At 48.1% G+C, this 24,097-nt stretch carries 24 protein-coding genes, 1 pseudogene and 1 riboswitch; of the genes and pseudogenes, 22 read left to right on the top strand and 3 right to left on the bottom strand.

Annotated features, from left to right (window positions below):
* Positions 1 to 75 precede the first annotated feature (75 nt).
* Entirely contained in the window at positions 76 to 1,161 is a 1,086-nt protein-coding gene (locus H8S54_RS08645; protein WP_021926961.1) for an endonuclease/exonuclease/phosphatase family protein, read from the top strand.
* On the opposite strand, the gene H8S54_RS18950 is transcribed toward H8S54_RS08645, so the two are convergent.
* On the bottom strand, positions 1,145 to 1,240 hold the full coding sequence (locus tag H8S54_RS18950) for a DUF6783 domain-containing protein (protein WP_408610268.1): 96 nt from the start codon (positions 1,238 to 1,240) through the stop codon (positions 1,145 to 1,147). The two genes, H8S54_RS08645 and H8S54_RS18950, sit on opposite strands and share 17 nt — an antisense overlap.
* Here H8S54_RS18950 and H8S54_RS19340 point away from each other — a divergent pair.
* Entirely contained in the window at positions 1,211 to 1,384 is a 174-nt protein-coding gene (locus H8S54_RS19340) for a DUF6783 domain-containing protein (RefSeq protein WP_408610271.1), read from the top strand. The genes H8S54_RS18950 and H8S54_RS19340 overlap by 30 nt on opposite strands.
* Here the strand turns inward: H8S54_RS19340 and H8S54_RS08640 are convergent.
* Positions 1,344 to 2,921 carry a Y-family DNA polymerase gene (locus H8S54_RS08640; protein ID WP_173767515.1) on the bottom strand — a complete coding sequence of 526 codons (1,578 nt, stop codon included), beginning with the start codon at positions 2,919 to 2,921 and terminating at the stop codon, positions 1,344 to 1,346. The two genes, H8S54_RS19340 and H8S54_RS08640, sit on opposite strands and share 41 nt — an antisense overlap.
* 177 nt (positions 2,922 to 3,098) lie before the next feature.
* On the opposite strand from H8S54_RS08640, the gene H8S54_RS08635 reads away from it, so the two are divergent.
* The 6 genes from H8S54_RS08635 (at position 3,099) to H8S54_RS08610 (ending at position 8,303) form a co-directional block, all read left to right on the top strand.
* Entirely contained in the window at positions 3,099 to 3,515 is a 417-nt protein-coding gene (locus H8S54_RS08635; protein ID WP_186901300.1) for a YolD-like family protein, read from the top strand.
* Positions 3,516 to 3,800: 285 nt separating this feature from the next.
* Entirely contained in the window at positions 3,801 to 5,858 is a 2,058-nt protein-coding gene (locus H8S54_RS08630) for an ATP-binding protein (protein ID WP_186901299.1), read from the top strand.
* Positions 5,859 to 6,205: 347 nt separating this feature from the next.
* A complete protein-coding gene (locus H8S54_RS08625) occupies positions 6,206 to 6,601 on the top strand; it encodes a methylglyoxal synthase (RefSeq protein ID WP_021926957.1) in 396 nt (131 codons plus the stop codon).
* On the top strand, positions 6,598 to 7,152 hold the full coding sequence (rsmD, locus tag H8S54_RS08620; RefSeq protein WP_117850221.1) for a 16S rRNA (guanine(966)-N(2))-methyltransferase RsmD: 555 nt from the start codon (positions 6,598 to 6,600) through the stop codon (positions 7,150 to 7,152). Before H8S54_RS08625 ends, rsmD begins: the two co-directional genes overlap by 4 nt.
* Positions 7,153 to 7,161: 9 nt before the next feature.
* The gene (gene coaD / locus H8S54_RS08615; RefSeq protein WP_021926955.1) at positions 7,162 to 7,650 is read left to right on the top strand and encodes a pantetheine-phosphate adenylyltransferase; all 489 of its coding nucleotides are present in this window, start codon (positions 7,162 to 7,164) and stop codon (positions 7,648 to 7,650) included.
* Between the two features lie 17 nt (positions 7,651 to 7,667).
* Positions 7,668 to 8,303: an ATPase gene (locus tag H8S54_RS08610; RefSeq protein ID WP_117850224.1), complete on the top strand. Its 636-nt coding sequence runs from the start codon at positions 7,668 to 7,670 to the stop codon at positions 8,301 to 8,303.
* Positions 8,304 to 8,367: 64 nt separating this feature from the next.
* Here H8S54_RS08610 and H8S54_RS08605 read toward each other — a convergent pair whose 3' ends face one another.
* Positions 8,368 to 9,291: a nucleoside recognition domain-containing protein gene (locus H8S54_RS08605; RefSeq protein ID WP_186901298.1), complete on the bottom strand. Its 924-nt coding sequence runs from the start codon at positions 9,289 to 9,291 to the stop codon at positions 8,368 to 8,370.
* Between the two features lie 268 nt (positions 9,292 to 9,559).
* Between H8S54_RS08605 and H8S54_RS08600 the strand changes: the two genes are divergently transcribed.
* The 14 genes and pseudogenes from H8S54_RS08600 (at position 9,560) to H8S54_RS08535 (ending at position 23,566) form a co-directional block, all read left to right on the top strand.
* Entirely contained in the window at positions 9,560 to 11,011 is a 1,452-nt protein-coding gene (locus H8S54_RS08600; protein WP_186901297.1) for an aminoacyl-histidine dipeptidase, read from the top strand.
* Positions 11,012 to 11,218: 207 nt separating this feature from the next.
* Positions 11,219 to 12,052: a M23 family metallopeptidase gene (locus H8S54_RS08595; RefSeq protein WP_243176726.1), complete on the top strand. Its 834-nt coding sequence runs from the start codon at positions 11,219 to 11,221 to the stop codon at positions 12,050 to 12,052.
* 142 nt (positions 12,053 to 12,194) lie between these two features.
* Complete coding sequence (locus H8S54_RS08590) at positions 12,195 to 13,040, top strand: GTP pyrophosphokinase (protein ID WP_021926950.1); 846 nt, start codon at positions 12,195 to 12,197, stop codon at positions 13,038 to 13,040.
* A 41-nt stretch (positions 13,041 to 13,081) separates the two neighbouring features.
* The gene (locus H8S54_RS08585; RefSeq protein WP_173767471.1) at positions 13,082 to 14,992 is read left to right on the top strand and encodes a YgiQ family radical SAM protein; all 1,911 of its coding nucleotides are present in this window, start codon (positions 13,082 to 13,084) and stop codon (positions 14,990 to 14,992) included.
* Between the two features lie 10 nt (positions 14,993 to 15,002).
* Entirely contained in the window at positions 15,003 to 15,614 is a 612-nt protein-coding gene (locus H8S54_RS08580) for a hypothetical protein (RefSeq protein WP_021926947.1), read from the top strand.
* 11 nt (positions 15,615 to 15,625) lie between these two features.
* Positions 15,626 to 16,624 carry an RluA family pseudouridine synthase gene (locus tag H8S54_RS08575; RefSeq protein WP_021926946.1) on the top strand — a complete coding sequence of 333 codons (999 nt, stop codon included), beginning with the start codon at positions 15,626 to 15,628 and terminating at the stop codon, positions 16,622 to 16,624.
* The gene (gene lepB, locus H8S54_RS08570; protein ID WP_021926945.1) at positions 16,608 to 17,177 is read left to right on the top strand and encodes a signal peptidase I; all 570 of its coding nucleotides are present in this window, start codon (positions 16,608 to 16,610) and stop codon (positions 17,175 to 17,177) included. Before H8S54_RS08575 ends, lepB begins: the two co-directional genes overlap by 17 nt.
* A 2-nt stretch (positions 17,178 to 17,179) precedes the next feature.
* Positions 17,180 to 17,710 carry a Holliday junction resolvase RecU gene (locus H8S54_RS08565; RefSeq protein ID WP_186901296.1) on the top strand — a complete coding sequence of 177 codons (531 nt, stop codon included), beginning with the start codon at positions 17,180 to 17,182 and terminating at the stop codon, positions 17,708 to 17,710.
* A 303-nt stretch (positions 17,711 to 18,013) separates the two neighbouring features.
* On the top strand, positions 18,014 to 19,150 hold the full coding sequence (gene hisZ, locus H8S54_RS08560; protein WP_021926943.1) for an ATP phosphoribosyltransferase regulatory subunit: 1,137 nt from the start codon (positions 18,014 to 18,016) through the stop codon (positions 19,148 to 19,150).
* Positions 19,147 to 19,782: an ATP phosphoribosyltransferase gene (hisG, locus tag H8S54_RS08555; RefSeq protein WP_021926942.1), complete on the top strand. Its 636-nt coding sequence runs from the start codon at positions 19,147 to 19,149 to the stop codon at positions 19,780 to 19,782. Before hisZ ends, hisG begins: the two co-directional genes overlap by 4 nt.
* A 73-nt stretch (positions 19,783 to 19,855) precedes the next feature.
* Positions 19,856 to 21,169, top strand: a complete 1,314-nt coding sequence (gene hisD / locus H8S54_RS08550) for a histidinol dehydrogenase (RefSeq protein ID WP_186901295.1) — start codon at positions 19,856 to 19,858, stop codon at positions 21,167 to 21,169.
* On the top strand, positions 21,166 to 21,753 hold the full coding sequence (gene hisB, locus H8S54_RS08545) for an imidazoleglycerol-phosphate dehydratase HisB (protein ID WP_021926940.1): 588 nt from the start codon (positions 21,166 to 21,168) through the stop codon (positions 21,751 to 21,753). The genes hisD and hisB overlap by 4 nt, the downstream gene beginning before the upstream one ends.
* 36 nt (positions 21,754 to 21,789) lie before the next feature.
* Positions 21,790 to 22,104 (top strand): annotated as a pseudogene (gene hisI / locus H8S54_RS08540) (phosphoribosyl-AMP cyclohydrolase); the annotation flags it as partial.
* 31 nt (positions 22,105 to 22,135) lie between these two features.
* Positions 22,136 to 23,566, top strand: coding sequence for a VanW family protein (locus tag H8S54_RS08535; RefSeq protein WP_186901294.1), 1,431 nt, complete (start codon positions 22,136 to 22,138; stop codon positions 23,564 to 23,566).
* Between the two features lie 156 nt (positions 23,567 to 23,722).
* A riboswitch (cobalamin riboswitch) is annotated at positions 23,723 to 23,920 on the top strand.
* The last annotated feature ends 177 nt before the right edge of the window (positions 23,921 to 24,097 follow it).

Genomic DNA, 24,097 nt, shown 5'->3' with positions numbered 1-24,097 from the left:
AATGAATATGAACTTGTGAATAGGCTCCTTTTATGTTAAGCTTTCTATAATCTTACATAAAGGAGCTTTTACAATATGAAAAAATTTCTGAAAGCAGTGGGAATCCTGCTTGGGGCGGTTCTGGTACTGCTTGTAGGATACCTGATCTATCTGTTCGCCAGTTACCACCGGATTCCGGACAACCAGGAACTTAAGGTGGAAACTTCTGCAGCGCAGACATCAAACCTTTCTTCCCTTCACACTGATACGGAATATTCTGCCCTTACCTACAACATTGGTTTCGGCGCCTACACCCCGGATTTCAGCTTTTTCATGGACGGAGGCAAATCCTCTTGGGCCAAAAGCAAGGACAGCGTGCTGGATGCCGTTCAGGGAGCAGGAGAGCTGGCAGCCTCTTATGATCCGGATTTTGCCATGATCGAAGAGGTGGATCTGGACTCCACAAGAAGTTACCATGTAGATGAATATTCTATTTTGAAGGACTGCTTCCCGGATTACAATTATGTGTTTGCACAGAATTATGACTCCGCATTTTTGTTCTATCCATTTACCCAGCCCCATGGAAGCAGCAAATCCGGCATCGGGCTCTTCTCCAGATATCCGGTGACTTTTGCACTTCGAAGAAGCTTTCCGGTGTCCACATCCTTTACCAAGTTTTTTGATCTGGACAGATGCTACAGCATTTCCAGAGTGCCTGTGGAAAATGGGAAAGAACTGGTGATTTTTGCCTTACATATGTCTGCCTACGGAAACAGCGATGAGATCCGGGAAGGCCAGATCAGCATGCTTACCGCTGACATGGAGAAAGAATACGAAGCTGGAAACTATGTTTTGTGCGGCGGCGATTTCAATCATGATTTAAAGGCGTCTGAAGATGACGACAGCGAAAGAGAGTCCTGGGCTTATCCGTTCCCAAGGGCAGAATTGCCGGAGCACTTTACCTTCGGCATTGACCTTCTTACAGAAGAAGAGCGGGACAGCCTGTGGAACAGCGCCCGCAACGCAGACATGGAGTACGTGCCGGATGTGACCTACACCGTCACCCTGGACGGATTTATCCTGTCTGACAATATGGAATGCATTTCCTACGAAAACATCAACACCGGATATTCCTATTCCGATCACGACCCGGTGTATATGAAATTTAAACTGAAATCCTGATATTGCTGATTCCCCTGCTAGAGCGTGTTTGAAAAATCATTCCCGCAATCTGCACGCCCCACTTTGCGGGAGATTTCACCCGAATTCGGTTGTCGTAGCCCGTGCTGCGCACCCGAATTCGAGCGAAATGCACTGCAAAATGAGGGATATATTAGGCGGGCACAAGGTACCGGGGAATTCCCCTATGCCTTGTGTCCGCCAATCTGTTTATTACGCTCTATAGTGGTGGTGCCTTCCTGAAGGTTCATACCTTTCAAAATCGCATTTTTCCCGAATTTTTTCTTGATATCCAGCATGGCCTGCTGCATTTTCTTCTCTTTTTCCAGAAGCGCGTTCTCCTCCTGCTGTTGTTTTTCAAGTGCAGCATAATCAGTAAAAAGATCCATCTGTTCAAAGGCAGTGTTCTGTTTCCTCTCAGATTCCGGAACCAGGTTATTGGCAGTAAGAGAAAAGCGCCTTACCAGCAGGTGCGGATTGATAATGCGGTCATACAGCCTAAGGGCGGCCTCTGTGAGAAGTCTGGCAGAGGAGGTCTGCAGGGAAAGATTCTGCGTCCCGTGGGCATGCTTGGGAACCTGGCGGCCATAGCGGTCGGTTGTCACAGGACCGTGGTAACTTTTTCGGATGGCGGGATCTGTGAGGTTGTCAATGTCGTATCCCACTGTGAGCACCAGCTGGTTTGTTACCAGGCCTTTTTCTACCAGATCCAGAGCCATAAGGTCCGCCATTTCCTGTACCACCAGCCGTGCTTTGTCCGCTGGATAGGGACATGTCAGAACCTGACCGGAGCAGATGCTGCTGGATTCCGGTTTATAAGCCTTAATGTGGGAAATCCGACAGGGCTCGCAGCCCCAGGCGTGATCGATGAGAAGTTCGGCATTGATTCCGAACAGCCGGTACAAAAGCTCCTCATTATAGTAGTCCCCAGGTCCGCCAAGAGAACATCTTGCAATATCACCCATGGTGAAAATCCCGTTCTCCTCAAGCTTTTTCGCATAGCCCCTTCCCACGCGCCAGAAATCTGTAAGAGGCCTGTGGCTCCACAGCTGCAGCCTGTATTCCCTCTCATCCAGAAAAGCAATGCGGACGCCGTACTCATCTGCGGGAATGTGCTTGGCCATAATGTCCATGGCAATCTTGGCAAGGTAAAGATTGGTGCCGATTCCGGCTGTGGCTGTGATTCCTGTGGTCTGCAGCACATCCAGGATCATTTCCCGGGCAAATTCCCAGGCTGTTTTGCCGGAAGAGGGCAGGTAATCGGTCAGATCGATAAAGACCTCATCAATGGAGTAAATATGGATGTCTTCCGGTGCAACGTATTTCAGGTACAGCTTGTAGATCCTGGTGCTTTGTTCCATGTAGAGGGACATTCTGGGCGGCGCAATGATATAGTCGATGGCATATTCCGGATGGGCAAAAAGCTCGCCTGTATCGCAGGAAGCCCCGGTAAACTGGTGCCCCGGCGCGTATTTCTGCCGCATGTAGTTGGCCTTTTTGATCCTCTGTTCCACCTCAAAAAGCCTGGCCCTTCCAGGAATCCCATATGCCTTCAGCGCCGGGGAAACCGCAAGACAGATCGTCTTCGATGTACGGGACGCATCCGCCACCACCAGATTCGTCACCATCGGATTCAGCCCCCGCCTGGTACATTCCACGGATGCATAAAAGGATTTCAGATCGATGCACAGATAAGTGCGGTTCTGCAAATCTGTTTTATTTTTTTTCAAATCTATATTTCGATCATTTTCATAATCATTCATGTCCATAAGAAAGAATCTCCCTTGCCGCCTGTTTCTCTTTCTCTTATTATAATCCATTTTGCAGGTCAAAAAAAGGGACGAATCTGCGGCATCCTTAATTTTCAACACTATTGAGGAAACTTCTGGGAAATGTTATGATAAGTGAAAAATCTGATAATGCAAAGGAGAAGGTATAGTATGTCATCCCTACACCGTACAAATAAATACGACGACATGATCGATCTGCCCCATCATGTTTCTAAAACCCATCCGCCTATGGACATTATGGACCGGGCGGCGCAGTTTTCGCCGTTTGCGGCGCTGACGGGGTATGAGGCGGCTGCAGAGGAAACCAGGCGTCTGACCCAGCCGAAGATCGAGCTGGACGAATCGGAGAAAGAGCTTCTGGACATCCGGCTCCATGATCTTGAGACGCAGTTTTCCCAACGCCCAGAGATCACGATCACCTACTTTATTCCAGACACCAAAAAAGAGGGCGGCGCTTATCACACCTTTACCGGAAACATAACCAAAATCGATCACACCCGGCGAAGCCTGACTCTCGCAAACGGCGAAATCATCCCCTTAGAAAACATATATGATATTCAGTTTTAAATAAAGCAGAAGGATTATTCCGTGATCTGCTTTTTCAAAGTTACTGTTCATAGGTAATATTCCGCGAGGTGTTTTTTGTGAACAAAGTTCACAGAAAACCCGAGGATTGCGGCGCGAAATCATGCAAAGCATGATTTCTGTGCATCGCGAAGCGTGTTACTGGGCACGGAGTGAACAGTAACTTTTCAAACACGCTCTAAGGAAAAATGGGGAACAAATGGACAAAAGCAAGAATCTGTGGTAGTATAAACTCATTCAGCATATGGATGAGGAGTCATTTTTGATATGAATAGAAAAATCACCCCGAAAACAATCAGGCTGCACACTGTATTTGCCTTTTTGATAACCTTCGCTGTTGTTATGATCTGCGCTGTGATCTTGAACCAGAACCAGGTGAAGGAAGAGCAGATGAAAGCTGCCTTTACCGCAGAGTCCACAGTAAACCGGATCGAATCCCAGATGAACCAGTATCTGGTCGCTTCCGATTTTATGAAAAACGTGGTAGAAAGCGGTTATGTGGTTACGGACAATCAGTTTGCCCAGATGGCCACGCTGCTTCAGGACGAGGAACATGTAATCGAAGCCTTTGAGCTGGCCAAGGACGGTTTGGTCTCCCAGGTATATCCCCTGGAGGGAAATGAGGAAGCCATCGGACTTGACATGCTCACCCATCCTGAGCGCAGGAAGGAAGCCCAGCTTGCCAAGGAAAGCGGCCAGTACACCATTGCCGGCCCTTTTGAACTGGTACAGGGCGGCACCGGAGCCCTTCTTTTTGACCCGATCTATATGAAAGATGCATCCGGGGAAGAAACCTTCTGGGGATTTTCCCTTCTGGTTCTGAACTGGGATAAATTTGTGGACAGGCTGGGGCTTGATTCCCTTGAAAATGCCAACTATCACTACCGGATCTGGAAGCACAGTATGAGCACAGACCAGGATGTTTCCATTGCGCAGTGTGATGACCTGGATCTGACCTCTGCACTGGAAGTTGCCTGCAAGGTGCCAAATGATACCTGGTATTTCGAGATTGCAGCAAGGAACGGCTGGTTATCCGCCAACACGGTTCTGGCAGATTTTGTGATTGCCCTTGCCATCGCATTTCTGGCGGGAATCGGATTCTGGCAGTTTGAGCAGCAGCGCTACAAGGACCGGGTATATGCCAGAGAGATTGAGAAATCCGCCGCCAAGGCCCGCCTGGCAAACGAAGCCAAGACCCGCTTCCTTTTCAATATGAGCCACGATATCCGGACGCCAATGAACGCCATCATCGGCTTTTCCGAGCTTTTGGAGGAGCATATCACAGAGCGGGAAAAGGTTGCCGACTATATCCAGAAGATTAAATCTTCCAGTGAGTTTCTGCTCTCTTTGATCAACGATATTCTGGAAATGGCAAGGATTGAAAGCGGAAAGGCATCCCTGAATCCGGCACCTGTGAATTCGAGAAAGCTTTTGGAATCCTTAGAAGCTGTTTTCGAGCCAACCATGAGGAAGAAAGACCTGCAATATACCTGCAGGCTGAATATCAACCATGACTATGTGATCTGCGATGAAACCAAGGTACGTGAGATCCTTTTAAATGTACTGGGCAATTCTGTGAAATACACGCCGGATGGCGGACAGATTTCCCTGATCGTTACGGAAATCCCTTCTCCAAAAGCCGATTGCGTCTCTACCCGCGTGATTGTGGAAGATACCGGAATCGGCATGAGCGAGAAATATCTGCCCCACATTTTCGAGGAGTTTACAAGAGAGCGCACAAGTACAGAGAGCAAGGTAGTGGGGACCGGACTTGGACTTCCCATTGTGAAAGCGCTGGTTGAGCTGATGGAGGGAACCATCCAGGTAGAAAGCGAGCTTGGAAAAGGAACCAGGACCACCATTGAACTAACATTTCCAACTGCATCAAAGGAGCAGATCGACTTTTTACATATCCAGCTTCCTTCAGATGAAAAATCTGATTTTGCAGGCAGGCGGATCCTTCTTGCAGAGGACAACGACTTAAATGCAGAAATTGCCATGACCATTTTAGAGGAGAACGGCTTCCTGGCAGAACGCGCCGAGGATGGCCAGATCTGCGTGGAAATGGTGAAAAATGCCAAAGACCGCTACTACAGCCTGATCCTTATGGACATCCAGATGCCGAACATGAATGGCTACGATGCTGCCCGGGAAATCCGCAGATTAGATGGGGAGAAGGCCCGCATTCCAATCATCGCCATGACCGCAAATGCTTTCGAGGAAGACAAAAAGAAAGCCCTTGCCGCCGGAATGAATGCCCATATCGCGAAGCCCTTCGACCTTCAGGTCCTGCTGAAAACAATGGAACAGGTTCTTTCTAAGTAAATTATTATTTAAAATAAAGATGCAGACTGCTAAAATAAGTTCCGGCAGTCTGTTTTTTATTGCAAAAACAGCTGTATCTCTTCGTTGTCGAATCTATTGGGGGAAAGGTATACTATAAAGTAATAGTTTTGAGGGGGAAGGCCTACATGGGAAAGAATAAAAAGTTAAAAAAATTAGTTATGCTGCACACTTTGCTCTGGATGATGATAGGAGCAAATAAGAAAAGAAAATGTGAACATTTTTTAACAAAAATGAATTTTGTATATATTTTCAGCTTTTTCTTGCACTTCTTTTGTCAATTTGCTATAATTGTCTCAATAAACAGAAAGAAATGGGAGAGGTGAATTATGAATTTAGGTATCATTGCACATAATAGCAAAAAAGTTCTCATTGAAGATTTCTGTATCGCCTATAAGAATATCCTGGCCAAGCATGAGGTTTATGCTACAGGCACTACAGGAAGAAGAATCGAAGAGGCTACCGGCCTTCATGTCCACAAATTTTTACCGGGCAGTATCGGAGGCGATAAGCAGTTCATGGAGATGGTAGAGCGGCAGGATCTGGATATGGTAATACTTTTCTATAATCCTGTTATGATAGATCCGAAGGAGCCGGATATCACAGCCATTGTGAAGCGCTGTGACCAGTATAATATTCCGGTAGCGACCAACATCGCTACAGCAGAACTTCTTATTCTGGGGCTGGCCCGTGGAGATCTGGATTGGAGACTGAATCTGAAATGAGAGTCATCGCAGGAAAAGCAAGACGACTAAACCTTAAAACCGTGCCGGGCATGGAAACACGCCCCACCACGGACCGCATCAAAGAAACTCTTTTTAATATTCTTCAGCCTGAACTTCTGGACTGTCGTTTTCTTGATCTGTTCAGCGGAAGCGGAGCCATCGGCATTGAAGCACTCAGCCGCGGAGCTGCTCAGGCTGTTTTTGTTGAGAAAAATCCCAAGGCATGTGCCTGCATAAAAGAAAATCTTACATTTACAAAACTTGCAGATAGTGGTAAACTGCTGAACATGGATGTGCTGCAGGCCCTTCGTTCCCTGGAGGGGAAGGGCGTTTTCGACTGCATATTCATGGATCCGCCATATAATCACGAACTGGAGCGCCAGGTTCTGGAGTATCTTCAGGACAGCACCATCCTTGATGAGAATACACTGATCATCATCGAAGCTGATTTGGCTACAGATTTCGGATATGTGGAGGATCTTGGATATCGGCAGCTGCGTTCCAAAGAATATAAGACCAACAAGCATATATTTTTATGCCGGGGAAAGTGAGAAAAATACATGGTAATAGCTGTTTATCCTGGAAGTTTTGATCCGGCCACCTACGGTCACCTGGATGTAATCAGACGTGCAAGCGTTTCTTTCGATAAAGTAATCGTAGGAGTTTTGCATAATTCTGCAAAAAGTCCGTTGTTTTCTGTGGAAGAACGTGTTAATATACTAGAAAAGGCAACAAAAGACATGCCGAATGTCACTGTTAAGGCATTTGAAGGTCTTTCTGTGAATTTTGCCCGAGAGAATCATGCACAGGTAATCGTGCGCGGGCTCCGTGCAGTGACGGACTTTGAGTTCGAGCTGCAGATGGCACAGACGAACCGGGTACTTGCTCCGGATGTTGACACCGTGTTTCTGACGACCAGCCTGGAATATGCTTACCTCAGTTCCACCATCATGAAGGAAGTGGCAAGCTATGACGGCGACCTGAGCAAATTTGCTCCGCCGGAAATTACCAAAGCTGTAAAGGAAAAGATGCACGATTTGAAGAAATAGAATAAGGAGAGTTTACTATGAGCAGCAGAATTGAACAGATCATTGAAGAAATCGAAGAGTATGTAGACAGCTGTAAATATCAGCCGCTTTCTACAACCAAGATTGTAGTGAATAAGGAAGAAATCGAGGAGCTTCTTCGTGAACTCCGTCTTAAGACACCAGATGAGATCAAGCGTTATCAGAAGATCATCAGCAATAAGGATGCTATCCTTGAGGATGCACAGACCAAGGCTGACGCTCTGATCGCAGATGCTCAGAATAAAGCGCAGGAGCTTGTGACACAGCATGAGATCATGCAGAAGGCATACGCTCAGGCCAACGAGACCATCAATGCAGCGAACCGTCAGGCTCAGGAGATCCTTGACTCCGCTACACAGGATGCCAACAGCATTCGTCTCAGTGCGATCACCTATACAGATGATATGATGGCCAACATCGGCTCCGTTCTGAATCAGACTCTTGAGGATGCAGGCGGCAAATACAAAGGATTCATCGATGCCCTTCAGGCTTGCCTGGACGTTGTAAATCACAACCGTCAGGAGCTTGCTCCGCAGACTGCACAGGCAGCTGCCATTTCCGGATCCTATCAGACATCTGATACAGAGACATCCAAGGAAGATGAAGACCTTTTAAATGAGATTGGCGATAACTAAATGATTGTCCATAATCAGGAATTTTTCTCTGGCACAGCGTATTCTCATATATGCTGTGCCAGTTTTATAAGAAGAGAAGGGTAAGCACAGCGGTTATGGCTGTGTTCAGGCATTTTGCAGAAGCGTATGGACGAAGGGAGAGATCCTTTCCAAGTACGCTTTTTGTCTGCGCCACAATGCAAAGCCCGCCGAATGCACTCATGCAAAGGGCAAGAAGAACCCGCAGCCGGAAAGGAAAGCCAGAAAACAAAAGCCCGTGGACGCCTGTGGTTACCTCGATCATTCCAAAAAAAATATATTTGCCCCCAGGCGGCAGAAACCAGAAATGGCTGACGCAGGCGGAGATAATGGAAAACATCAGGATGTAGCCGCCCAGCTTTGCCATGGTTTCAAAACTGTTCATGATCACGGAATCGAGGATGCCTCCCTGTGCGGCTGCCCTGTTTTCTGTAGATTCCAGGTCTGCAAAAACAGGCGTGCTTTTTTTTCGAAAGACGAAGAAGCGGAAAAAGCACATGCAGGTCATATCTGAAAGAAACAGAATTCCCACCAGAAATCCCACCGGAACTTTTCCCTCCAGACAGATCTGGCCCACATATGTAACAAGAAAGGCAGGACTTGGATTGTTGCAGAAGGTCAGCAGGTATTCCGATTCCTGGCGGTTGATTTTCCCGGCGTGATACAGGTCGGCGGTGAGCTTTGCACCCATGGGATAGCCGCAGAGCAGGCCAAGAACAAAGGCGTAGGCTCCTTCTCCGGAAAGTCCGGTAAGCACCTTGAAAAATGGTGCGATTGGTTGTACAATTCTTGTAATTCCATCTGTGCGAAGCAGGATCCCGGTCAGGATCAAAAAGGGCAGAAGAGTGGGAAGCAGGGTGTCCAGCCAAAGCCCCAGTCCCTCCCGCGCAGCCGCCAGTGCTTCCTTTGGGAATGCAAGAAGAAATGCCAGAAGCAGGCATATGGTGAGAATTGTGATTCTTTTTTTCATATTGACCTCATAAATGTTGACGTTGTTGTTCACTTGAATCAGCTGTACTGCGCCTATGGGCGCTTCCACAACTGCCGACCATCCCGATGTCCAAGAATTCGCTCGTGCGGGGCATGGTTCGTTCCTGGCTGCCGTCTGGGGGCTTTCATAGTAAAGCACCTTGCGGAACGCTGCCAGTGAACAGCAATCAGACAGTTCTTTCGTACTAACATCTTATTCTAAAAAGAACGAAACTTTCCATAAAAAACGAAAACGGAGGTAATTTTACATGCCAGTATTAGAAAACTATGAACCGAAAAAGGTATTCCACTATTTTGAAGAAATCTGCGCCATTCCCCACGGCTCCGGAAATACCAAGCAGATCAGTGATTATCTGGTAAAATTCGCCAAAGACCACGACTTTGACTACGTGCAGGATGACATGAACAATGTGGTAATCTATAAACCAGCCACCCCAGGCTATGAAAAAGCCCCTGTGCTGATCCTTCAGGGACATATGGACATGGTCTGCGAAAAGCGCCCGGAGGTAGAACATGATTTTACCAAAGACGGCTTAAATCTTCGTGCAGACGGTGATTTTCTCTCGGCAGAGGGAACCACACTTGGCGGTGACGACGGAATTGCAGTGGCTTACGGGCTGGCAATTCTTGACAGCACAGATCTTCCCCATCCTGCACTGGAAGTCCTTTTCACAGCAGATGAAGAAATCGGACTTCTCGGCGCAGACGGCTTCGACTGCAGCGTGTTAAAGGGCAGACGGATGATCAACCTGGATTCTGAGAACGAAGGCAGTCTGTGGGTAAGCTGTGCAGGCGGCGTTTCCGGAAATTCTTACCTTCCGGTACAGCGTGTGGACGCATCCGGGGAAAAGCTTTCTGTGAAGATCTGCGGCCTTACAGGCGGCCATTCCGGTGCGGAGATCGACAAGAACCGTGCCAGCGCCAACATTCTCATGGGCCAGTTCCTCTATGAGCTGGGTGCGGTCTGCGGCTATGCCCTTGCAGAGTTAGAAGGCGGCCAGAAGGACAACGCCATTCCAAGAGAGTGCCAGGCTTCCATTCTTGTGCTGCCGGAGGAAGTATCTGCAGTTAGCTCTCTTGCAGAAAAAATGCAGAAGGATTTCCGGGATGAATACACAGGCTCCGATGAAAACATTACCATCCAGGCAACAAAAGAAGGGGAAGCAGACGCATCCGTCCTTCACCCAACCAGCCAGGAGAAAGTAATTTTCTACCTGATGAACCTGCCCTTTGGCGTGAAAAAAATGAGCGGCACCATTGAAGGGCTGGTAGAGACCTCCTGCAACCCTGGAATCCTGAAACTGTACGGAGATGAGCTGTTTGTACAGACCAGCATCCGAAGCGCTGTAGGCACAGCCAAGGAAGCCCTTTCCCACAAGATCCAGTATCTCACAGAGTTCCTGGGCGGAGAGTACGACACAGAGGGCGATTATCCGGCCTGGGAGTACCGCAAGGATTCCCCTCTTCGGGATAAGATGGTAGAAGTGTACCGTGACCTGTACGGCAAAGAACTGAAAGTAGTTGCCATCCACGCTGGACTGGAATGCGGACTTTTCTATGAGAGAATGGAAGGGCTTGACTGCACCTCCCTTGGCCCGGATATTCTGGATATCCACACCTCTGAGGAGCGTCTGGACATGGGTTCTGTGAAACGGGTGTGGGAATATTTAATAGAAGTTTTGAAAAATTTGAAAGATTGAATCAGCCTTAAAGATTCGCTTTCCTGCAACTGATTCTCATCGAAAAAGTTCCAATTGAATCATTATTCTGACAATTTCAAAACAGCTGCACAGGAAAAATTTTTCCGCCGCAGCTGTTTTTTTGTTCTACTTTTTCCTTTTCCACATATATTATCTGAGGGTAAAAAAATCGCCCCACATTTTCCCATATCTAAGAGAGGAAATGCCATGAAAAGAAAGACCGGAAAACAGCTGATCCTTCTTCTGTTTCTTTTGTTTGCGGTAACTGCGCTTCAGAATTTTATTCAGCAAAGGAGCAGGGCATCCCTGCTGCACACGGACACCTGTTTTACAGAAAGCTTCCGTGAACAGGCACTTTCGCCCTTGCTTTACCAGCAATTGGAAGCAGGAAATTACACGGATGGAGAATTTGCCGATCTTCTTACTGCCACTATGCTGAACCAAAGGTTTTACCCCAAAAAGATTTCCGGCGACAACTGCCCCTATCTTCGCTTTAAACAGGACGAGTATCTTTTTTTGAAAGACTGCTACAGCGCCATCTGGAACGACCTGGAAACCTTCCCCATTCCCGCCCGGACCGGGACGGACATTCAGGAAGAGATTTCCTATGAAAACACCTTTGGCGCCAGGCGGGATTATGGCGGCAGCCGCACCCACGAGGGCTGTGATCTTTTTGGCAGGATTTCAGAATCCGGATTTTATCCAGTGATCTCCATGACTTCTGGAACTGTGGCAAAAATCGGATGGCTTCCTCTTGGCGGGTATCGGATCGGCATACGTGCTTCCCACGGCGGCTATTTTTATTACGCTCACCTTGCTTCCTATGAGAAAAATTTTCAGATCGGGGAACCGGTAAAAGCGGGCCAGATCCTGGGATATATGGGCGATACCGGATACGGAGAGGAAGGAACCGCCGGGAAATTCCCGGTGCATCTTCATCTTGGAATCTATATAGATACCCAGGCGGGAGAGGAGCTTGGCGTAAATCCCTACTATGTTTTACAGGCTATGGAGAAAAAAGCGAAAAAATACACGTATTGATAACAAATTTTTCGAAATATATGTTATAATAACTCAATAGTGCCGGGGAAGATATTTTCCCGCGCCCTGATATCCGCGAATTGCTTCGCTGTAAAGCAGCTCCTGCAATTCGGGGGCATTCGTTTTGTAAGGAGCGATTTATATGGAAATACAGTTATGGAGAAGCATTTTATGCCCCTACGAACTGGCGGTCAAGGAACTGATCGTCAAATTTGAACACATTATCAGCGAACACAGAGAAAATGATCTGTATTCCCCCATCGAGCAGGTAAGCGGCCGCGTGAAAAGCGTGGCCAGCATCCTGGAGAAAATGCAGCGCAAGCATATTCCCATGGAGCGCATGGAAGAGGAAGTGGAAGACATTGCCGGAATCCGCATTATCTGCCAGTTTGAGGAAGATATTGAGACAGTCGCCTCCCTGATCCAGAACCGTTCTGACATTACCATCAAAAGTGAGAAGAACTATCTGAAGCATGTGAAGCAGAGCGGCTACAGAAGCCTTCACCTGATCATTTATTATACAGTGGAAACCTTAAACGGCCCCAGGAAGCTTCAGGCGGAGATTCAGATCCGCACCATGGCAATGGACTTCTGGGCCACCATCGAGCATTCCCTTCAGTACAAGTACAAAGGGGACATGCCTCCCCATGTTGCAGAGCGCCTGACCAATGCGGCAGACGCCATTATCCTTCTGGACCAGGAGATGTCCTCTGTGCGTAATGAGATCATGGATGCACAGAATTCTTCCCAGATGCAGTCCAACCTTGTGAAGGATATTCTCAATAATATAGAGAATCTTTACCGCGTATCCAGCGAGAGAGAAGTGATCAAGATCCAGACCGAATTCCTTCGGGTTTTCCATACCAAGGATCTGAAGCAGCTGGAGCGCTTCCACAGACAGCTTGACATTATCGCAGAGGGCTACCGGGCCCAGGCTGTCTACCATGACATCGGCGGTCACCAGCCTGGGAAAGGATGCATTTCCTGACGCCCTGCCGGATTTTGACCATACATAGGAGAAAAGAATCAATGTCACAATTTTTACCCGTTAACAAAAAAGATATGGAAGAGCGCGGCTGGGACCAGCTTGATTTTGTCTACGTGACAGGAGATGCATATGTGGACCATTCTTCCTTTGGAAGCGCCATTATCAGCCGTCTTCTGGAGAGCCGGGGGTACAAGGTGGGCATCATTCCTCAGCCGGACTGGCGCAAAAAAGAAAGCGTCACCGTGCTTGGGGAGCCCCGTCTTGGCTTTCTGGTCAGCGCAGGCAACATGGATTCCATGGTGAACCACTACACCGTTGCCCGCAAGCATCGCCAGAAGGATTCCTATTCCCCCGGCGGGAAGATGGGACTTCGCCCGGACCGCGCCGTGATCGTATACAGCAACCTGATCCGCCAGACCTATAAGAAGACACCCATTATTCTCGGCGGGATTGAAGCCAGCTTAAGGCGAATGGCCCACTACGACTACTGGGAAAATAAAGTGAAGCACAGCATTCTTATGGATTCTGGCGCAGATCTGATTTCCTACGGAATGGGCGAGCACTCCATTATCGAGATTGCAGAAGCCCTGGACAGCGGCATTCCTGTGGAGGAGATCACTTATGTGGCAGGAACGGTGTACAAGTGTAAAGACCTTTCCCGCACCTACCAGCCTGTTGTTCTTCCTTCCTTCGAGGAAGTGAAAGAGGACAAAATGGCCTATGCCAGAAGCTTTGCCATCCAGTATCAGAACACAGACCCATTCACAGCAGCCACCATGGCAGAGTCCTACGGAAACAAAGGCTATGTGATCCAGAATCCTCCAGCTCTTCCCCTTACCCAGGATGAGATGGACGATGTGTACGACCTTCCCTATACCGGGCAGTATCACCCCATGTACGAGAAGGACGGCGGCATTCCTGCATTGGAGGAGATCAAATTCAGCCTCACCAGCAACCGGGGCTGTTTTGGAAGCTGCAGCTTCTGCGCCCTCACCTTCCATCAGGGAAGGATCCTGCAGACCAGAAGCCATGAATCCATTCTCAAAGAAGCGTTTCATATGACCCAGGATAAGGATTTCAAGGGTTATATTCATGATGTAGGCGGACCTACCGCAGATTTCCGCCAGCCATCCTGTCAGAAACAGCTGACCAAGGGCGTGTGCAAGAACCGGCACTGTCTTTTCCCAACGCCCTGCAAGAATCTGACCGCAGACCATAAGGATTACGTTTCCCTGCTTCGGAAGCTCCGTGCTGTTCCTAAAGTAAAGAAAGTATTCGTCCGTTCCGGCGTGCGTTTTGACTACGTTCTTGCAGACCCGGACAAGACCTTTCTCAATGAGCTTGCACGGTATCACGTAAGCGGACAGCTTCGCGTGGCACCGGAGCATGTTTCTGACCAGGTTCTGAAATACATGGGCAAGCCTTCCCATGAGGTTTACCAGAAGTTCCTGAAGGAATTTGACAAGGCTACCAAAAGCGCCGGGCTGCAGCAGTTTGCAGTTCCCTATTTTATGTCCTCTCATCCTGGCTGTACCATGAAGGAGGCGGTAAAGCTGGCAGAATATGTGCGGGATCTTGGATTTACCCCGGAACAGGTACAGGATTTTTATCCCACCCCGTCCACCTTGTCCACTTGCATGTATTACACCGGAATCCATCCCCTTACCGGGGAGAAGGTTTACGTGCCTAAGAACGCCCATGAGAAATCCATTCAGCGTGCCCTTATGCAGTATAAGAATCCTGCCAACCGGGAGCTGGTTCTGGAGGGATTGAAGATTGCAGGGCGCATGGACCTGGTAGGCTATGGAGAGAAGTGCCTGATCCGTCCAATCAGAGAGGGACATGAGAAAGCATCCGGTGAGAAATCCCGTTTCGGGCACCAGCAGGGACATGTCTCTTCCGGCAGAAAGAAAACCATCCGTAATAACCACACAAGAAAAAAGCAGAAATAGGAGTGTTTTCATGAAATTAATGCAGACAAACAAAGGAGAATTCGGGTATCTGAAGCGTGAGCGGAAGCGCAGGATCATCATTGCTGCCATTTTGCTTGGCGTACCCTTATTTATTTTTATCAGCATGTGGATCTACCTTGGCACAAGGAACACCATCTGGACCATCATTGCCCTGGTGGGCTCCCTTCCCGGCTGCAAGGCTGTGGTAGACGTGATCATGGTCATGCTTGCCAAGCCTGTGAACCCTGCTGTATACAAGAAGATCCATGCCCATCAGGGAGACCTTGTGATGGCATATGAGATGTACATGACTTTCTACGAGAAGAAATGTGCCATCGACGCCATCGCCGTGTGCGGCAATACAGTGGTGGGCTACACCAGCGATCCCAAGGCTGACACAGGTTTTATGGCAGAAGAGGCCCAGAAGCTTGTGCGCAAGAACGGCTACAAGGTAGATGTGAAGATCCTTAGCGAGCTCCGGCCGTTTCTGGAGCGCCTGGATTCCATGAACGCCCACAAGGATTCCTTAGAAGAAGGGCTTAAATTCACCCCGGATCCCAGATATCCGGATTTTACAAGAGATGATATGGTAAAACATGTGATCCTGAATCTTTGCATTTAAAGGGGACTCCCATGAAAGAATTTATCATTAACGAAAACGAAGCGGGACAGCGTTTTGACAAGTATCTTGGGAAGCTTCTTCGGGAAGCGCCCAAAAGCTTTTTTTACAAAATGCTCCGCAAGAAGAACATCACCTTAAACGGAGGGAAAGCCACAGGCAATGAGAAGCTTTCTTCCGGCGACCATGTGAAGCTGTTCCTTTCCGATGAAACCTTTGAAAAATTTTCCGGCAGTGAGGAAAAGGTGGCAAGGGCGCACCAGAAGCTTGAGATTGTATACGAGGACGAAAATGTGCTTCTCATCAACAAGCCTGCAGGCATGCTTTCCCAGCCTGCGGATGATAAGGAGCCGTCCATGGTGGAATACCTCACCGGATATCTCTTAGAGGAGGGAGCTGTGACAGAAGCTTCCCTTCACACCTTCCGCCCGTCCGTGTGCAACCGCCTGGACCGAAATACCAGCGGAATTGTGGCAGCGGGCAAAACCCTTGCCGGGCTGCAGGAGCTCTCTGGCCTTTTCCACGACAGAAGCCTTCACAAGTTTTACCGCTGTCTGGTAAAGGGCGTCATAAAAAACGAAAAATATATCAAAGGTTATTTGCATAAAGACGAAAAATGTAATAAAGTAACAGTACAGGAAAAAGAAACCCCTGGAGCACTTCCCATTGAGACCAGATACCGTCCCCTTGGGGATAACGGAAGCGTCACCCTTCTTGAGGTGGAGCTGATCACAGGACGGACCCATCAGATCAGGGCCCACCTTTCTGGAACCGGCCACCCTCTTGTGGGAGATTACAAGTACGGCTCCCGCGCCTTTAACGAGGAGTACCGTAAGAAATATGGCCTGAAATCCCAGCTGCTCCATGCATACAGACTGGAGATCCCGGAAATTCCCGGGCGGCTTTCCTATCTGTCCGGCAGAGAATTTACAGCACCTTTGCCCCGGCAGTTTCAAAATATCCTGAAAGAGGAACACGTAGAGGAGAATAAATCATATGAAAATCTGGCATGAAGTATGGGACTATGTAAAAATGATCATCATTGTAGTGGCAGTGGTCCTGGTGGTCAACAATGTGGTACTGATCAACGCGAAAATTCCTTCTGAGTCCATGGAGAAAACAATTATGACCGGAGACCGTATTTTCGGCTTCCGTCTTGCTTACGGAATCAACCTGGATCTGTTCGGACATGAGATTTCCAAGAAGACCAAAGATCCGGAACGTTTTGACATTGTAATATTCAAGTATCCGGATGACGAGAGCCAGCTTTTCATTAAGCGTGTGATCGGTCTTCCGGGAGAAACCGTTGAGATCAAGGACGGAAAGGTGTACATCGACGGATCTGAGACGCCTCTTGATGACTCCTTTATCCCGGAGAAAATGCGAGGCAGCTACGGACCCTATACTGTTCCCGACAACTGCTATTTTATGCTGGGAGACAACCGAAACAACTCCAAGGATTCCCGTTTCTGGACCAACACCTTCGTGCGGTTTGACCAGATCGTGGGAAAAGCGATTGTAAGATATTATCCGTCTATCAAGCTTCTTGGCTACGAGGAGCCGTAACCATGGCCACATGGATCAGCCGAGGCCTCCGGGGTTCTACCCTGGAGGACCTGGTAAACAGAACCAACGAACAATACAGGGAAAAGGGACTTGCCCTTGTGCAGAAGATCCCGACCCCCATCACTCCGGTACGCATGGACAAGGAGAACCGGCATATTACCCTGGCCTACTTTGACCAGCGAAGTACCGTTGACTACATAGGTGCAGTACAGGGAATTCCTGTCTGCTTTGACGCAAAAGAATGCAGCGCCCAGACGTTTCCTCTGGCAAATATCCACCCCCATCAGGTGAAATTTATGGAGGACTTTGAAAAACAGAACGGCGTGGCATTTTTTCTTATATTTTTCAGCTATTTAAATGAATTCTACTATCTGACCTTCCGGGAGCTGATGGGCTTCTGGAAAAGGATGGAAGAGGGCGGGCGAAAGAGTTTCCGGAAGGAAGAACTGACCGAAGAATTTTACCTGCCGAAAAAGGGCGGGGTGCTGGTGCCTTATCTGGAGGGGATTAAGCTGGATCTGGAGAGACGATAATGCCAATAAAGTTACCGGGCAGATCGTGAACAGTAACATCGGCGTTACTGTTCATAGGTAACATCGGCACGACCTGCCGGTAACGGGACGAAACAATATCTTGACATTCTCACTTGATTCTACTATAATCAACATTGATTTTGTATTATCGTGGTAGCGTAGTAAAGTGTCTATAGATTAACAAACTACGAAAACATCGGGAACTGACAATCGATTTTCCCTGTTATCCACCACAAAAGAAAACAAAGAAGAACTGTGGCATTATCGCAGTTACAACTAAGAAACAACATGGAGGAATATGATATGCAGAGGATTTTTCATACGCCGGAAGGAGTACGGGACATTTACAGTCAGGAATGCAGCCGAAAGCGCAGGCTTCAGGAGAAGCTTCACCACGTATTCCATCAGTATGGATTTGAAGATATAGAGACTCCCACCTTTGAATATTTCGAAGTATTCAGCAAGGAAGTGGGAACCATTCCCTCCAGGGATCTTTATAAATTTTTTGACAGAGAGGGCAATACCCTGGTGCTTCGCCCGGACTTCACCCCGTCCGTATCCAGAGCCTGTGCCACCTATTTTAACCCGGAGAAGGAAGTGGTAAGCCTTTGCTACACAGGCAACACCTTCATCAACAATTCCAGCTTCCGCGGCAGACTCAAAGAGACCACACAGATGGGCGTGGAACGCATGGGAGATGATTCCCCGGAGGCAGATGCAGAGATTCTCGCCATGACTGTAGAGTGCCTTCTGACTGCTGGTCTGACAGAATTCCAGGTAAGCGTAGGCCAAGTAGATTACTATAAGGCCATTTTTGCCCAGACCGGAATGAGCCAGGAAGAGGAAGAAGAGCTTCGGGAACTGATTTCCCAGAAGAATTATTTCGGCGTGGAAGAGCTTGTTAAGAGCAAGAAGATGGACAAATCCCTTGCGAAGGTTCTTTCCCAGCTTCCTCAGATGTTCGGTTCCGCAGAGGTTCTTGAGAAGGCCAAAGCCCTGACCGATAACCCGCAGGCTTTAAAGGCAGTGGCACGCTTAGAAGAAATTTATGAGCTTCTTAAGGTTTATGGTTATGAGAAGTATATTACCTTTGATTTTGCCATGCTCAGCAAATATCATTATTATACCGGAATTATTTTCCAGGCTTACACCTACGGCACAGGAGAGCCTCTGATCAAGGGAGGCCGCTACAACCAGCTGATGAAGCATTTCGGTAAGCCGGCAGCTTCCATTGGATTTGCCATTGTGGTAGACAACCTTCTTATGGCACTTTCCAGACAGAAGCTGGAAATGGAAGACCCGGATGACGTGACCGTGATCACTTACCGCAAGGAGAACCGGATCCAGGCAATCAAGGAAGCCAAAGAACTTCGCGCCCAGGGCAAGAACGTAGCCCTTCGCCCGGAGAAAGTAACGAAGGTATGTGAGGTGGAATTATGAGATATCTGACTTTTGCCCTTACCAAGGGAAGACTTGCAGACAAGACCCTTGCTCTGCTGGAAAAAACAGGAATCACCTGTGAGGAGATGAAAGACAAAGACTCCCGTAAACTGATCTTTGTAAACGAAGAACTGAAAATGCGTTTTTTCCTTGCAAAGGGACCGGATGTGCCCACCTATGTGGAATACGGCGCAGCGGATATTGGAATTGTAGGCAAGGATACCATATTAGAAGAGGGACGGAAGCTTTATGAGGTGATGGACCTTGGCTTTGGTGCCTGCCGCATGTGCGTGTGCGGACCGGAGAGCGCAAAGCCCCTTCTTGCATCCAACCAGCTCATCCGCGTGGCAACCAAGTATCCAAATATTGCCAAGGATTATTTCTATAACAAAAAGCACCAGACGGTTGAGATCATTAAACTGAACGGTTCCATTGAGCTTGCTCCTATTGTAGGGCTTTCCGAGGTGATCGTGGACATTGTGGAGACCGGAAGCACCCTTCGTGAGAACGGCCTGAAGGTTCTGGAGGAGGTTTGCCCTCTTTCTGCCAGAATGGTAGTGAACCAGGTAAGCATGAAAATGGAAAACGAGCGGATCAGCAAGCTGATCGAAGAGCTGAGAGAAGTGATTTAAAGAAAAAAGTCGCAAGCCAGCGATATGATCATATTGGAAAGTCAGTTACAGACAGAAAGAGAGACGAAGTAAAATGCGTACAGTAAGATTAACAAAGGAATCTACAAAAGATATTCTGGAAAATCTGTTAAAAAGAAGCCCAAACAATTATGGCAAATTTGAAGCAGCTGTTGCAGACATTCTTGCCAATGTGAAGGAAAAAGGAGACGAAGCCCTGTTCTCCTATACAAAGGAATTTGATAAGGTAGAGGTTACCGCAGACACCATCCGTGTAACCGAAGCGGAAATCCAGGAGGCCTATGAGGCAGTGGACGCCTCCTTACTGGAAGTCATCCGCAAGGCTCTTGTAAACATCCGCAGCTACCACGAGAAACAGCGCCAGAACAGCTGGTTTACAAGCACAGAGAACGGCACCATGCTGGGCCAGAAGGTAACTCCTCTGAACCGTGTAGGCGTTTACGTTCCAGGAGGAAAGGCAGTTTATCCTTCTTCCGTTCTTATGAACATTGTGCCTGCCAAGGTTGCAGGAGTGCCCCACATTGTAATGACCACCCCTCCGGGAAAAGACGGAAAGGTGAATCCTTCTACATTAGTTGCAGCCAAGGAAGCCGGCGCTGACGAGATCTACAAGGTGGGCGGCGCACAGGCTATCGGCGCACTTGCCTACGGTACTGCCAGCATCCCGAAAGTAGACAAGATCGTAGGACCTGGAAATATTTTCGTAGCACTGGCAAAGAAAGCCGTTTACGGCCATGTCAGCATTGATTCTATCGCAGGACCAAGTGAGATCCTGGTTCTTGCAGATGAGACTGCCAACCCACACTATGTTGCAGCTGACCTTCTTTCCCAGGCAGAGCACGACGAGATGGCTTCTGCAATCCTCATTACCACCAGCACTGAGCTGGCGCAGAATGTGGAGAAAGAGATTGATGGCTATCTGAAGGTTCTCTCCAGAAGAGAGATCATTGAAAAATCCCTGGAGAATTTCGGATACATTCTCATTGCAGAGGATATGGATGAAGCCATTGATGCGGCTAACGAGATCGCATCCGAGCATATGGAGATCGTGACCAAGAATGCCTTCGAGGTGATGATGAAGGTGCGAAACGCAGGCGCTATCTTTATCGGTGAGTACAGCTCCGAGCCCCTGGGCGATTATTTTGCAGGGCCGAACCACGTACTTCCAACCAACGGAACTGCCAAATTCTTCTCCGCACTTTCTGTGGATGATTTTATTAAGAAATCCAGCATTGTATATTATTCCAGATCTGCACTGAAAGAAATCCACAAGGATATCATCCAGTTTGCCATCTCCGAGCAGCTGACCGCACATGCAAATTCCATTGCAGTCCGTTTTGAGGATGAGGACAAAAAGGAGGAGCCATGACAAGAGAGGCCCAGGTAACACGAAACACAAAAGAAACCCAGATTTCCCTGAAGCTAGGTTTGGACGGAAGCGGCAAAAGCAGCCTGGACACTGGCGTGGGATTTTTTGACCACATGCTGGACGGCTTTGCCCGCCACGGACTGTTTGACCTGGATGTGAAGGTGAAAGGGGATCTTCAGGTGGACGATCACCACACCATCGAGGATACGGGAATCGTCCTTGGCACTGCCATTAAAGAAGCAGTGGGAGACAAGAAGGGAATCCGCCGCTACGGAAGCTGCATTCTTCCTATGGATGAGTGCCTGGTGCTCTGCGCAGTGGATCTTGGAGGACGTCCCTATCTTTCCTTTGACGGAGAGTTCACAAGCGAAAAGATTGGCGATATGTCCACAGAAATGGTAAAGGAATTTTTTTATGCGGTTTCCTACACTGCGTCCATGAATCTTCACATTAAGGTTCTTACCCCGGGAAATAACCACCATATGGCAGAAGCTATGTTCAAAAGCTTCGCCAAAGCCCTGGACATGGCGGTAGCGTTTGACCCCCGCATTACAGACGTGCTTTCCACAAAGGGAAGCTTGTAAAAGGAGTATTTTTACATGGAAAATTTAAAAAGCAAACTGTCCTGGTCTGATTTCAAGCTGAACAGTGACGGCATGGTTCCGGTCATTGTCCAGGATTACAAGACAGACCAGGTTCTGATGCTTGCCTATATGAATGAAGAGGCCTATCTTACCACTTTGAAACTGGGAAAAATGACCTACTGGAGCCGCAGCCGAAACGAGCTGTGGACCAAAGGACTTACCTCCGGCCATGTTCAGTACGTGAAATCATTGACTATTGACTGTGATAATGATACAATCTTGGCAAAAGTGGAGCAGGTAGGTGCTGCGTGTCATACTGGAAACAGGACATGTTTTTTTACCCCGCTGCTCTAAAAAAGTAAGCCAAAGGTAAAACTATCATATGAACAAACAAATGAAAAACACCCTGACCAAGGTTCTGATCTTCTTCGTGCTTCTTGTGGGCGCATACTGTCTGTGGTGCCATTTTCTTACAGACAATGTGATCTGGACAAAGCTGAAAGTAAACGGCATTGCCATCCAGGGAATGACCGAAGAGGAAGCCATCATCGCCATTACAGAGGATTTCCAGAAAAATTATCAGGACAAGCAGATGACGGTCACTCTGAACGGACAGGAATTTCAGGTGTCCATTTATCCGGCGCTGAGCATAGATGCGAAAGCCGTTGTGGCAAGTGCCTATTCCCTTGGACATGGTTCCTGGATTACCCATGGTACAGACCGCATCCAGCTTATGAACAGCAAGACGAAGGAGGAGCTGACCCTTCTTCCTACTATACGCAATCAGGATGACCTAGATGAGGTGCTGAATACAGCCGGGATTCAGAACGGTTCTACTACCATTCAGACCTCCTGTGAGCTCACAGATACCAGTCTTGTGATTACGAAAGGCGTTACCGGAATTGGACCGGATCTGGACGCTCTGAAAAAAGAGATTCTAAGTGCCATTTCCCGGGAAGATTACGAGACCGTGATTGAATGTCCGACTATGGAAACTCTGCCGGAAGCTTTTGACATGGAAGCTTATTATGAGCAGGTACATACAGAGGCCACAGATGCTTCTCTCGGAGAAAACAACGAGATCATTCCTGCTGTGACGGGCATTTCCTTTGATGTGGAAGCCGCACAGAACCGGCTTGACCGGGCAAGAGAGGGACTGGTAATCACCATTCCGCTTGAAATCACTCTGCCAGAGGTTTCCACGGAGGAAATTGAGGCTCTGCCTTATCTGAACCTCCTTGGAACCTATACCACTTACGGCGGCGGTACCAAGAACCGGATCACCAATCTGAAGCTTGCAGTAGAAGCATGCGATGGGGTGGAACTGCAGCCGGGACAGACTTTTTCCTACAATGATACCTTAGGTCCCAGAACAGAAGAGCGGGGCTATAAGGAAGCGACGGTAATCGTAGGCGGCGAGCACGCCCAGGATATCGGCGGCGGAATCTGCCAGGTGTCCACCACCTTGTTTATGGCGTGCCTGCAGGCGGATCTTTCCATCGTAGAACGCCATAACCATGCAGCGCGTATTGACTATGTGGATGACGGACTGGATGCAGCAGTTGTTTACGGAAGCCAGGATTTCCGCTTCCAGAACAATACCTCTTATCCCATTAAGATTTCCGCAGTCTATGACGAAGCAGAAGAGTCTGTGACCGTATCCATTTACGGTACAAAGGAGAACAACAATACTGTAGAGATCACCACCGAACACTCCGATCCCAACACCTGCAAAACCTACCGCAGCGTGTATGATGAGGCGGGAAACCTGCTCCGCACAGAAGAGGTTGGGTATAGTCAGTATAAACAGTAAAGCGATGTTGCGTATTTCCCGCACAATAATTTAAAATATATGTTAAATTGTAGTTACTGGGCACGGAGTGAACAGTAACAAATTGTAGGCTGTCAGGTAGAAAGTGCCTTGGCAGCCTATTGATTTCAGTATAATAGTCTGCTATAATGAAATGAATTGAATAAATCCGTTTTCAGTGCCTTTGCAGAAAAAAGAATCTGCTGGCTAAGAGGGAATCAGGTGCAAATCCTGAGCGATCCGGTCACTGTAAACAGGGAATGAAATCCGAAGATGCCATTGGCAATGCGTTGCTGAGAAGGCTGGATTTCGTATTGATCTGTAAGTCAGGAAACCTGCTGAATTCGTTAATGAAAGCTTCCGAGGAAAGCACTTCATTCTCATGTAGCATATATTTCGACTATGGGATATATTGATTTCTGGTGCCTGTTCCCTTATGGGAGCGGGCATTTTTTTGCATTAGAAGAGTTTTCTGGAATTTTCCGAATACTCTGAGGCAGTCTTTGATTTATTCAGGCAACAATACCAGAAGAT

The sequence above is a fragment of the Blautia segnis genome (genome assembly GCF_014287535.1).
GTDB classification, from domain to species: Bacteria; Bacillota; Clostridia; order Lachnospirales; family Lachnospiraceae; genus Blautia_A; species Blautia_A acetigignens.
Note: the sequence above shows the minus strand (reverse complement) of the source record. Positions and strands in the feature narration are given on the sequence as shown.